The organism is Galactobacter sp., from assembly GCF_022712295.1.
Taxonomy (GTDB): domain Bacteria; phylum Actinomycetota; class Actinomycetes; order Actinomycetales; family Micrococcaceae; genus Galactobacter.
Genome location: NZ_JALAGT010000053.1, coordinates 26,536 through 37,458 on the forward strand (window position 1 = coordinate 26,536; position 10,923 = coordinate 37,458).

The 10,923-nt window shown below is 65.7% G+C and carries 12 protein-coding genes and 2 riboswitches; of the genes, 5 read left to right on the plus strand and 7 right to left on the minus strand.

All coding sequences use genetic code 11. The annotated features are described in order from the left end of the window. Positions 1-100: 100 nt before the first annotated feature. The 5 genes from Q0A15_RS04045 to Q0A15_RS04065 form a co-directional block, all read right to left on the minus strand. The gene (locus tag Q0A15_RS04045; protein WP_291278253.1) at positions 101-1,009 is read right to left on the minus strand and encodes a DUF4031 domain-containing protein; all 909 of its coding nucleotides are present in this window, start codon (positions 1,007-1,009) and stop codon (positions 101-103) included. Between the two features lie 89 nt (positions 1,010-1,098). Next, a complete protein-coding gene (locus Q0A15_RS04050) occupies positions 1,099-1,389 on the minus strand; it encodes a WXG100 family type VII secretion target (RefSeq protein WP_291278254.1) in 291 nt (96 codons plus the stop codon). A 142-nt stretch (positions 1,390-1,531) separates the two neighbouring features. Further along, positions 1,532-3,229, minus strand: a complete 1,698-nt coding sequence (locus Q0A15_RS04055; RefSeq protein WP_367273353.1) for a sensor histidine kinase — start codon at positions 3,227-3,229, stop codon at positions 1,532-1,534. Positions 3,230-3,310: 81 nt separating this feature from the next. Next, positions 3,311-4,018: a response regulator transcription factor gene (locus tag Q0A15_RS04060; protein ID WP_291278255.1), complete on the minus strand. Its 708-nt coding sequence runs from the start codon at positions 4,016-4,018 to the stop codon at positions 3,311-3,313. A 159-nt stretch (positions 4,019-4,177) separates the two neighbouring features. Next, positions 4,178-4,393: a hypothetical protein gene (locus tag Q0A15_RS04065; protein WP_291278256.1), complete on the minus strand. Its 216-nt coding sequence runs from the start codon at positions 4,391-4,393 to the stop codon at positions 4,178-4,180. A 158-nt stretch (positions 4,394-4,551) separates the two neighbouring features. Between Q0A15_RS04065 and Q0A15_RS04070 the strand changes: the two genes are divergently transcribed. Further along, a complete protein-coding gene (locus Q0A15_RS04070; protein WP_291278257.1) occupies positions 4,552-4,914 on the plus strand; it encodes a DUF3027 domain-containing protein in 363 nt (120 codons plus the stop codon). 167 nt (positions 4,915-5,081) lie between these two features. Here Q0A15_RS04070 and serC read toward each other — a convergent pair whose 3' ends face one another. After that, the gene (gene serC, locus Q0A15_RS04075; RefSeq protein WP_291278258.1) at positions 5,082-6,206 is read right to left on the minus strand and encodes a phosphoserine transaminase; all 1,125 of its coding nucleotides are present in this window, start codon (positions 6,204-6,206) and stop codon (positions 5,082-5,084) included. 225 nt (positions 6,207-6,431) lie between these two features. Between serC and Q0A15_RS04080 the strand changes: the two genes are divergently transcribed. From Q0A15_RS04080 to Q0A15_RS04090, 3 genes are all read left to right on the plus strand, one after another. Next, positions 6,432-7,124 (plus strand): metal-dependent transcriptional regulator, encoded by a 693-nt coding sequence (locus tag Q0A15_RS04080; RefSeq protein WP_291278259.1) that lies wholly within the window; start codon positions 6,432-6,434, stop codon positions 7,122-7,124. 342 nt (positions 7,125-7,466) lie between these two features. Continuing rightward, a riboswitch (cyclic di-AMP (ydaO/yuaA leader) is annotated at positions 7,467-7,642 on the plus strand. A gap of 7 nt (positions 7,643-7,649) precedes the next feature. Beyond that, on the plus strand, positions 7,650-8,555 hold the full coding sequence (locus tag Q0A15_RS04085; RefSeq protein WP_291278260.1) for an NlpC/P60 family protein: 906 nt from the start codon (positions 7,650-7,652) through the stop codon (positions 8,553-8,555). A gap of 271 nt (positions 8,556-8,826) precedes the next feature. After that, positions 8,827-8,985, plus strand: a riboswitch (cyclic di-AMP (ydaO/yuaA leader). Positions 8,986-8,992: 7 nt separating this feature from the next. Continuing rightward, a complete protein-coding gene (locus Q0A15_RS04090) occupies positions 8,993-9,964 on the plus strand; it encodes an NlpC/P60 family protein (protein ID WP_291278261.1) in 972 nt (323 codons plus the stop codon). A gap of 157 nt (positions 9,965-10,121) precedes the next feature. Here the strand turns inward: Q0A15_RS04090 and Q0A15_RS04095 are convergent, their stop codons facing one another. Beyond that, positions 10,122-10,529 carry an NUDIX domain-containing protein gene (locus Q0A15_RS04095; RefSeq protein WP_291278262.1) on the minus strand — a complete coding sequence of 136 codons (408 nt, stop codon included), beginning with the start codon at positions 10,527-10,529 and terminating at the stop codon, positions 10,122-10,124. A gap of 155 nt (positions 10,530-10,684) precedes the next feature. Between Q0A15_RS04095 and Q0A15_RS04100 the strand changes: the two genes are divergently transcribed. Further along, positions 10,685-10,923: helix-turn-helix domain-containing protein (locus Q0A15_RS04100; protein ID WP_291278263.1), on the plus strand; the 239-nt coding region annotated here is incomplete at its 3' end.

Consider the following 10,923-nt stretch of genomic DNA (forward strand, 5'->3'; position numbering starts at 1 on the left):
ACATGACACTGTGTCGGTGCTGAAGGAAACTTCAGCACCGACACTGTGTTTTTCTGCCGACGTACTGCGCGATCGAACTCTGGTCGGGATCAGTTTCTGCTCAGGACAGGCGGGCCAGCTCGGCTTCGAGATTGGCCCGTGCCGCGGCCTCCCACAGCTCATGGCCGGTCGGGGTGACGAACAGCCGGTCCGCTGCCAGCAGGTTGGTCAGCACTTGCGCTCGACCCCTGGCGAAGTCCTCGTCGTTCACTTGCGCGTAGTCGCGCCTGACGTCCGCCACATACCTCTCGTAGGAGGCCGACGGGCGTGCCAGCACTCGGAGGTCCGCATCGGAAAGCAACGCCTGCGCCGGATCGTCGCCGGGGCGGTGGTGGGCGGTCATCTCGATGGCGTCGGTGACCCGACGCAGAATGCCCGACGGCACGGCGTCGGCCAACGCGCTCGCTGCCAGTTCCGCCGACGCGTGCTCGTCCTGCCCCTCCACGCCGTCATACACGGCGTCGTGCCACCAGCCGGCCAATTCCGCGGCCAGAGCAGTTTCGCGCTGTGCGGCGTTGGGCGCGGAGTCCTGCTGCGTGAGCCTGTCCACGCCTCTGAGGACATCGGCCAGGTGGCGCTTGTCGTGGTAGTTGCGTGTGGGGCCGCCCCAGCTGTCCAAGAGATCCTCGACTCGGGTCCCGTCCTCGGCGAGCCCACCCGAAAGCAGCGCTGAGAATCGCCGGCGCAGCCAAGCGTCGTGCCGGTCGGCACGGTCACGGGACCTGATCCTCAAGGGAGAGGCCAGCAACCGCCTGGTCAACTCTCCTGCAGTGAGGGGAATGGCCCCAGCGGCGACGAGTTGGTCGCGAAGACGCGCGGGGACGTCGTAGTGGTCGCGGTCGAAGGCCCGCCCCGAGATCTCCTGTTCACGGGCAAACGCATGAAGTTCTTCCAAGGACGTATCCGAGACCAAGTGAGAGAATGTGGTCCCATGAGCGGGCCACAGGGGCGGATCGATCAACACGGCCATACGTCCCACCCTACGTGGAGGTGGCTGGTCCCCGTGCCCGGGACGGTGGACCCGGACACGGGGCCGGTGAAGCACAGATCGTAGAAGCCTCAGCCGCTGAAGAGGGCCACGTTGGCCTGCTCCACCTCGTCGTACCGGCTTGAAGCAGAGGTGAGCGCCTGCCCTATCCGCGAGAGGGAGTCCTCGACCTGCGCCTGGACGCCTCGCCACTGCGTGAGCAACTCCTGGAAACGCGCGCTGGCGCCTCCGGTCCAACTTCCGCTGAGATCCTGCAGTGAGGACTGCAGCGCATTGACCTCCCCACGTAGCTGTTCAACGGTGTTCATGGCCTGAGCACTCTTGGTGCGCATGGCTTGTGTGTCTGCGGTGAACTGGGTCATCGTCGCCACCCCTTCTTCTCGGCTCGACCTGGGCCGGGCGACCTCAGGTGCCAAGAAGAGTGCCAGGAAACGCGGACGGGCGCTCGCGAAATCGGGCAGGAAAGGCGGTCGATGTGGAAGACACACCGGGCCCGCCCACAGATCAGTCCTGAGGCTTCGGACCTTCACCACGCTCGGAGTCATGGCCGTCTGTGGAGTCCTTGCCGGTGTCCGACTCCCGGGCCTTGCCGTGCTTGCGTTTGTCCTGGCGCCTCTCGGCCTTCGCGCTCTTCTCGGACTTGCGCGAATCGGCCTTCTTGCCGACCTCCCCGACACGACGGGTGGCATCGGTGGCCTTACGCGTCAATCCGCGCAGGCGCTGCAGCACACCTGTATTGGTGCTCGGTTCCTCCGGTGTCCCGGCACGGTCGGCCGGTGTCTCGACGACAACCGGCTCGTCGGCCGGGTCCATGGGAACGTAGGGCACGTGCAGGGACATGGTGGCCCCACCGCCTGGTGTCTCCGAGAGCCTGATCCCACCGTCGTGCTGCTTGGAGATGGCGGCAACGATAGCGAGCCCAAGACCGGTCCCACCGGTGCCACGCTGGCGCGAGGCGTCCGAACGGTAGAAGCGTTCGAAGATTCTTTGTGCATCCTCCTCGGGGATGCCGTTGCCGTGGTCCACGACGGACAGCACCGAGTCGGAGCGCCCTTCCATGACCGGCCGAGTGCCCACCGCAATCTCGATGGGGGTCCCTTCCGGCGTATACCGCAGGGCGTTGGTCATGAGGTTGACGATCACCTGTCGCAGCTTGGCCTCGTCGCCCACGGTGGGGGCGGACCGCGGTGGAGCACCGTCCACGCCGACCAACCGCACCTTCCGGTCGGGTGCGTTCACGGCAGCGTCCGCCACGGCGTCGCCGGCCAACACCAACAGGTCCAACGGTTCCGATTGCAGGGGACGTTCCTCGTCCAGCCGGGCCAGCGTCAGCAGGTCCTCCACCAGCTGGGACATGCGTTTTGCCTCGGACTCGATGCGGCCCATGGCCTGATCGAGCGGTTCGCCCTGGGGGATGCCACCGTGCCTGTAGAGCTCGGAATAGCCGCGAATGGTGACCAACGGGGTGCGGAGCTCATGAGAGGCGTCCTGGATGAAACGCCGCATCTTCTCCTCGGAGGCCCCCATGGCCCGGAACGCCGTCTCGATCTGGGAGGGCATGGCGTTCAACGAGTAGGAGAGCCTGCCCACCTCGGTCTCGATGGGGTACTCCTCCACGCGCCGGGAGAGCTCGCCCTGCGCAATGGCGGACGCCGTGCGTTCCACTCGGCGCAGTGGCCGGAAGGCCCGCGTCACGACCGCGTAGCCCACCATGGACATGAGCATGGTGGCCAGCGTCCCCGTCACGAGGATGGAGGAGGTGGCTCGCTCCACGGTGTCTACCGTGTCCTTCAGCGGCGCGGCGACCACCACGGTGCGTCCCTCCGACGAGGAGTTCACCATCAGGACCCGCCACCCACGCGAGCCGGATTCGGTGCCGCGCACGGTGTACGGCACGCGTTCGTGATCGTCTGCATCCGCTGCCGAGACCTGTTCCAGGGCCGGGCGGTCGTCCGTGCGAAAGGTGGTCCGGTCGGCGAGCACCTCGCCGTCGTCGTACAGGGCGGCATAGATCGTGGCCGGGGCGTCCTCGGGGATCTGTGCTGTGTCGGCGTCATCGTCCAAGGAAGCCTGCAAATAGGAGTCCACGGTGGAATACGAGGAGCGCAGACCGTCGTCGATCCGTCCGACCAACGCGGACTTGCTTGATTGTGCGGTGGCCCAGGCGATCCCGGCCACGCCGAGCAACATCAGCACGGCCATGAGCGCCACGAGTTGGGTGCGCAGTGAGATGTGACGGAAGAAGATCCACATGGGGTGAGGAGAGGGAGACGAACCGGAAGGTCAGCGGCGGTCGGCCGTGCGCAGTAGGTAACCCACTCCGCGCTTGGTCTGGATCATGGGCTCCCAGCCCTCCTGCGCGTCGATCTTCTTGCGCAGGTAGGAGATGTAGGACTCCACGATGGACGCGTCACCGTTGAAGTCGTACTCCCACACGTGGTCAAGGATCTGTGCCTTGGAGAGTACCCGGTTGGGGTTCATCATCAGGTAGCGCAGCAGCTTGAACTCGGTCGGGGAGAGGTCGATGACCTGCCCAGCTCGGCGGACCTCGTGCGCGTCGTCGTCCAGTTCGAGGTCGTCCACCGTCAGTACGGCGGAGTCCTCTTCGGCCTGGGTGCGGCGCAGTACGGCGCGGATGCGGGCCACGACCTCGTCCAGGGAGAAGGGCTTGGTGACGTAGTCGTCGCCGCCCACGGTGAGGCCGGTGACCTTGTCCGTGGTCTCGTCGCGGGCGGTCAGGAAGACCACGGGGAAGTGACGCCCCTGCGCGCGCAGTCGACGGGTGATGGTGAAGCCGTCCATGTCCGGCAGCATGACGTCCAGCACGGCGAGGTCGGGTTCGTCCTTCTCCACGGCGTCCAGGGCTTCACGCCCGTTGGCGGCCGCAGTGACGTCGAATCCTGCGAAACGCAGCGACGTGGAAAGCAACTCGCGGATGTTGGGTTCGTCGTCGACGACCAGGAGTTTCGCTTCGGGATGGGAGGCAGTCATGACTCCATCCTGGGAGTCGTTCCTGGGTGCTTGCTGAACGGGGGCTGTACATCTTGGCGCCTGTGGCAGCATTCACGGCCATGCCCGACGGGCGCACGGCGCCGTGCGCCGCATAGTCGCGACCCGCCGTCGGGCAGTGGACCACGCGGCGTGCGCCGCTCAGGCGCCGAGCACCTTCACGGCCTCGCGCTCCGCAATGCGGCGGTCCCGGATGGCGATGCAGATCAGCCACGCCAGCCCCACGAAGGCAACGGGGAAACCCCACAGCCCCACTGCCATGAGGGAAGGCCACACGGCCGTGTGCGCAAAGTACTGCGCAAGCATGCCGACCACGCCGATGAAGGAGACCACGGTGGCCAGCAGCGTGAGAGCCATCACCACCTTGCGGACGGTGTGGCGGGGCGCGGGGGTGCTGGACGCGGAATCGGTTGACACCCGACCATGGTAACCGTATCCGCGGGTAGGCTATGAGCCGATGTAACCCTGACGCGGAGGGCGCCGGCCGTCCGCAACACCTGAAAAGAGGCCCTCCAGTGCCACGCACGCCGAAACTCGACCCACAGCTGGCCGAGTCCGTGGACGAGGCTCGGAATGCACTGAGCGCGGTGGTCCCCGCCGACACCGTGATCGGTGAGCACCTCGGCGTCGCGGCAGAAGCGGATCGTATGGTGACCCACCGCTTCGCAGCGCAGGAACACGGGTATCAGGGATGGGACTGGTTCGTGACGTTGGGGCGGGCCTCCCGCTCCAAGGTGGTCACGGTGTGCGATTCCGGGCTGGTGCCGGGGGAGAAGGCGCTGTTGGCCCCTGAATGGGTGCCCTGGAGCGAGCGGATGGCGCCGGAGGAGATCGCGGCGGCCAAGGCCGTGGCGGACGGCGCGCACCCTCAGAAGTAACTCCACCCTCTACCGACCGTGTCCACGGCGACCCGGAACGTGTCGCTGAATGTTGGATCGTGTCGGTGCAGTGCCCGACGGGTGAGACGACGACGCCCCGGTGACCTTCCCTCTCGGGGTGGTCACCGGGGCGCCGTGGTAGGGCGCACTGGCGGGCGCCGGGAGACTCAGGCCTGCTGCTCCAGCACGTAGTCGATGCACTGGGTCAGCTTGGCCACGTCCTCAGGATCGATGCCGGCGAACGTCGCGATGCGCAACTGGTTGCGGCCCAGCTTGCGGTAGGGCTCGGTATCCACGATGCCGTTGGCGCGCAGGGCCTTGGCGACGGCGGCGGCATCCACGGAGTCATCGAAGTCGATGGTGCAGATGACCTGGCTGCGCTCCTCAGGGTTCTTCACGAACGGGGTGGCCAACTGGTGGGCATCGGCCCAGGAATACAGGTGCGAGGACGACGCCGCGGTGCGTCCGGTGGCCCAGTCAAGGCCGCCGTTGGAGTTCATCCAGGCGATCTGGTTCTCGAGGGTCACCAGCGTGGACAGCGCCGGGGTGTTGTAGGTCTGGTTCTTCGCCGAGTTGTCCACGGCGGTCTTCAGGTTGAGGAAGTCGGGGACCCAGCGGTCGGTCGCGGCGATCTCCTCGACACGATCCAGGGCGGCGGGGGAGAACAGGCCGATCCACAGGCCGCCGTCGGACCCGAAGTTCTTCTGCGGTGCGAAGTAGTACACATCCGACTGGGAGACATCCACTGGCAGGCCGCCCGCGCCGGAGGTAGCGTCCACGAGCACCAAGGCGTCGTCGTCGGCCCCCGCGACTCGCTGAACCGGGGCGATCACGCCGGTGGAGGTCTCGTTGTGAGGCCAGGCGTAGACGTCGACGCCGGCCGTGGCATGCGGAGCAGGCCGCGTGCCGGGGTCGGAGGTGATGATCTCCGAAGCACCAAGGAAGGGCGCGTTGTCGGTGGCCTTGGCGAACTTGGAACCGAACTCACCGAAGGAGAGGTGCTGGGCGCGCTCGCGTACCAGGCCAAATGCTGCGGCGTCCCAGAAGGCGGTGGAGCCACCCACGCCGAGAACCACCTTGTATCCCTCCGGGATGGAGAAGAGCTGAGCCAGACCCTCCTGGATGTCCCGCACCAGATTCTTCACCGGCGCCTGGCGGTGAGAGGTGCCGAGCAGATCTCGTCCGGCGGCAGACAAAGCAGCAACCTGCTCCGCGCGAACCTTGGACGGGCCCGCACCGAAGCGACCATCTGCCGGCAACAGATTTGCGGGGATCAACGGGTAGTCAGGCACTGGATTCTCCTTGTTGTGCGTCTTGTCCGTGCACACGAGTCTCTGTAGCGACAGTGTTGCAACAACCCCATGGTCTCGCATCAGTGGTGACGGGGTGACTCCATGAGGGGATTATGACGCTGTCCCGACTGATTCCAGATAGGGTGGACAAAGCGCGAGTCAGAGGTCGCCGCCTTCGAACAGCGACCCGCGCGTGCCAGCTCATCACAAGAAGGAGCCCACAGAGTGTCAGACCTCATCGACACCACCGAGATGTACCTCCGGACCGTCCTCGAATTGGAGGAAGAGGGCATCGTTGCGCTGCGCGCCAGGATCGCTGAACGTCTGGGACATTCGGGACCCACCGTGTCCCAGACCGTGGCGCGCATGGAGCGCGACGGCCTGATGAAAGTCCAGGAGGACCGTCACCTGCAGCTGACTGCCTTGGGGCGTAAGCGTGCCACCGAGGTCATGCGTAAGCACCGTCTGGCCGAGCGGCTGTTGGCAGACGTCATTCACCTGGACTGGGAATACGTCCACGACGAGGCATGCCGCTGGGAACATGTCATGAGTGAGCGCGTTGAGCGCCGCCTCTTCGACATGCTCGGGCACCCGGAGGAATCGCCCTACGGCAACCCCATCCCTGGTCTCGAGGCCTTCGGCGGAAACGCTGTGGAGGACTTCGGGGAGGGCGTGATCAACCTTGAGGACCTGCTGAATCAGAACCTGACCGGCACGTTCACGGTGGAACGCCTAGCCGAGACCATCCAGGTGGATCCCGAACTGTTGGTCCAGCTCAATGAGGGCGGTATCCGTCCGGGGGCCCGCATCACCACGGAACGGCAGGGCGAATACGCCGTGGTCCGGGTCCAGGGCGTGGAAGGTGCGCTGGAGCTTCCGCCCGAGGTCGGCGCCCATGTGTTCGTGGCCCGCGGCTGAATCAGGTAACGATTAGGTAGCGCCCCACCGCGTCCGACGTGATCCGCTGCGGGCGGAGCTGACGAATTTCCCTCCGTCTGGCCGCACTTGCGGATGCTTAGGTAACGGCCGAGTAATAGTCACAGTCAACCTCACAGCTCCGCCGTGAACCTCGCGAGATCCCCGTGAATACGGGGATCTCATTGCGTTTCGGAGCGGTGCGGCAGCGGCGTGAGCGGTGCAGAAAGCGGCGCGCACCACACTTCCGTGACCTCAGCGTGACATTCGGGAAAGTATTGGCTACGCTGTTCCAGTGCCCATACGAACGCGTGGGGCACCCGGGGTCGGTCAAGCCGAGCACTGCCACTGACTTTCCGGAGCACAGAGACACAACTCGTTTTGGCAGTGGCGGGGGACCCAAATTCGGTTCCGAAGAGATTCGGGACCTTGGGGTGAAGCGATCGAACCGCAAGGGGAGAACGCCGGGAGACTCCCTCCCGAACCCGACAGCTCACCTCGTAGGCACAAGGAGAGGTAAACACCATCGTGACCAAGCGCGTAGAGGCAGCCCGCCACCGGGCAGTCAGCACTGGAACCTTCGACCAGCTTTCCAAGGCTGTGGCAGGCAACGCCGGGACCATGTCTCGCCAGGCGGCCGTCGTGGCCGCTGCTGGTGGCCTCGTCGTCACCCTGGGTGTTTCCGGCTCCACCGCAGCCAGCAAGACCGAGGCCGCGCCCAAGGCTGACTCCAACACCACCTCGTTGGACATCCAGCGCGTTGCCAGCACCGAGATTCACGCGGCTCCGGTGAAGAAGGCCCCGAAGACCGGTTCGCTGGTCAAGGTCGTCGCCAAGCCGGCCGCCCCCGAGCGCAGCCTGGCGCAAGGCACCGTTATCCAGCCGGCGGCACCCGCTGCTTCCGAGACCAACGAGCGCACGCTGCCGCAGCTCGAGCGCACAGTGGACACCACCCCGGCCACCACCGCTTCGGACTCGGCCTCCAACGATTCTGAGTCGACCTCCAACGATTCTGAGTCGACCTCCAGCGCTTCGGACTCGTCCTCCGCGACGAAGACGGCCGAGCAGACTGCTGCCAAGCCCTCCGTGAACAACTCCAGCATCGTCTCCACCGCGATGTCTTACACGGGTTCCCCCTACGTCCACGGCGGAACCACTCCGGCCGGTTGGGATTGCGTCGGATTCGTCAGCTACGTACTCAAGCAGCACGGCTACTCCGTCAGCAATTCGTACGGCTCCATCCTCTCGGCCGGTCGCCAGGTGCCCTACTCCCAGGTGCAGGCGGGCGATATCCTTGTCTGGCCCGGTCGTCACGCGGCCATCTCTACAGGCGGATCAAGCAATGTCGGCGCCTGGCAGCCTGGCATGGGAACCAAGGTCGGCCCCAACAGCTGGATCTCCGGCACCCCCACCGTTATCCGCGTGGGCGCCTGATCCTCCAAAAACCTTTCAAGGGAGCTCCTGATCGTTATACGGTCGGGGGCTCCCTTCGTTTTGCGTTCCTTCCCCGTGTTCGTGCGGTTTTCGGGAGTTGCAAGGGGGCGCGGCCTGACCCTGAGGGGCGGACCCGTATCGCAGGGAGCACGTTTCCGTGATCAAAGCGTGACATTCGAGTGACCCTTGGTTACGCTGTACCGGTACCCAGACAAATGCCGTGGGTGCCCGGGGTCGGCTACGCCGAGCACTGCCACCGACTTACCGGAGATCTGAGACAACACTCGCACTTGGCAGTGGCGGGGGACCCAATACCGGTTCCGGAGAGATTCGGGGCCTTGGGGTGAAGCGATCGACCCGCAAGGGGAGAGCGCCGGGAGACTCCCTCCCGAACCCGACAGCTCACCTCGCAGGCACAAGGAGAGGTAACCACCATCATGACCAAGCGCGTCGAAACCGTCCGCCATCGGGCAGCCAGCACTGGAACTTTCGAACAGCTCTCCAAGGCCGTGGCAAGCAACGCAGGGACCATGTCCCGCCAGGCAGCAGTCGTTGCCGCTGCTGGTGGCCTCGTCGTCACCCTGGGCGTTTCCGGCTCCGCAGCACACAGCAAGACTCAGGCTGCCCCCAAGGCCGATGTGACCAGCGGATCGACGGATTTCCAGCGCGTTGCACAGACTGACATCCACGCCGCTGCCGTGAACGGGGCACCGCAAGTCTTTTCCCTGGTCAAGGTCGTGGCTAGTCCTGCACCCGAGCAGCCCGCAACGAAGTCCGGCCCGGCGACCCTGACCGTGAAGACCCCGGCGCCCGCCACCGAGCGGCCCGCTACCGAGCAGCCCGCCACCGAGCGGCCCGCTGATGACTCCGCCGCCGAGTCCTCCCCGTCCAAGGCGCGCCCCACGGTACAGACCCGCACCGAGAAGACTCCTTCCAGCCCCGCGAACAAGTCGACGTCTGCCTCGAAGCCCTCGACCCCTACCACCACGGTGGGTAGCGCCTCGACCGAGCACGGCATGACTGCGTCTGGCACCACCTCCACCGCGAGCAGCTCCAACGGCGCCGGCCTGGCCGCTACAGCCAAGAGCGGCCTGGGGGTTCCTTACCGCCTGGGCGGCAACACCACCTCCGGCTGGGACTGCTCCGGGTTTGTCCGTTGGGTCTACGCGCAGAACGGTAAGAACATCTCCGCGCGCACGGCCTCAGGGATCTGGAAGGGCGGCCAGTTCAAGGCCACCAACAACCCCAAGCCCGGCGACATCATCATCCAGCGTGGCGGCGCGCACGTCGCCATCTACATGGGCGGCGGCAAGTACATCGGTGCCCAGAACCCGTCCGTGGGCACCACCTGGCGCGATCTGGGCACCACCACCGATTCCTTCAACGGTTACTACACCTGGGTCGGCTGAACTGCTCCTTGATGCGAAAGTCCCCTGACCGAGTCGTCGGTCTGGGGGGCTTTCGTCTGGATTCGGATGCGTTCGACGCCGGCCGGCCAGGGCTCGGGTGGCCGGGGCCGGGGTAGTCAGAGCCCATGCGGCCAGGGGCCGTGAAGGGCCTGCAGGGTCAGAGGAGAGTGGGCAGAATGCGTTCCCGAAGCAGTGGAGCCAGGTCGTCACGCTGCAAGGCCTCGGAGGGGTTCATCCAGGCACCTTCGGCCAATTCGGCGCCGACGCCGGCCTCACCGTCGGCCTCCTGATCCCACGTGGCTGAGAAGAGGTGGGCGGTGAGCGTGGTGTCCGGTTCGTTCGCGGCAGGACCCTCCCAGCGTCCCAACTCGGTCAGCCGCTCTGCATCCCAGCTGAGGCCCAGCTCCTCACCGAGCTCTCGGAGCGCGGCCTCCAGGGGTGCTTCACCGGGTTCGAGTTTTCCGCCTGGTTGCATCCAGCGCCGGGTGCCCTTCTTTCGGACCACATAGATCAGACCTTTGGAATTTACGAGACGGACTGCGGCGATGTTCAGATGATCAGGCACCTCGGCAGGCTACCATCACAGTGAACACCTGCTCGTTGATGAATCGTTGCAGTGCGGAGTGGCCGCAACGGCTCTCCGATCGTCAGCGCAGCACAGATTGTCTGAGGTCCGGGGTTTTGGTGAGGGACAAGGTCCGGACGCGAAAGGAACCAAGGATGCAGCGAGGAACCAACCTCGGCCGGCTGGGCGGCTTCAACCAGGCGGTGGTCCTGGAGGCGGTGCGTCACCACCCAGACGGGATCTCCCGCGTGGAGCTTGCGGAGGTCACGGGACTCTCTCCTCAGACCATTTCCAACGTGGCACGCCGGCTCATCGAGGGTGGATGGATCCGTGAGTCCGGAACGGTGATCTCCGGCCCTGGCAAGCCCAGAACCATCTTGGAGCTCATCCCCGA

Bases quoted from the DNA above. Each gene is read 5' to 3' on its own strand.
- Q0A15_RS04045 (WP_291278253.1), bottom strand. From the start codon at position 1,009: ATGGCCGTGTTGATCGATCCGCCCCTGTGGCCCGCTCATGGGACCACA.
- Q0A15_RS04050 (WP_291278254.1), bottom strand. From the start codon at position 1,389: ATGACCCAGTTCACCGCAGACACACAAGCCATGCGCACCAAGAGTGCT.
- Q0A15_RS04055 (WP_367273353.1), bottom strand. From the start codon at position 3,229: ATGGCCGTGCTGATGTTGCTCGGCGTGGCCGGGATCGCCTGGGCCACC.
- Q0A15_RS04060 (WP_291278255.1), bottom strand. From the start codon at position 4,018: ATGACTGCCTCCCATCCCGAAGCGAAACTCCTGGTCGTCGACGACGAA.
- Q0A15_RS04065 (WP_291278256.1), bottom strand. From the start codon at position 4,393: ATGGCTCTCACGCTGCTGGCCACCGTGGTCTCCTTCATCGGCGTGGTC.
- Q0A15_RS04090 (WP_291278261.1), top strand. From the start codon at position 8,993: ATGACCAAGCGCGTCGAAACCGTCCGCCATCGGGCAGCCAGCACTGGA.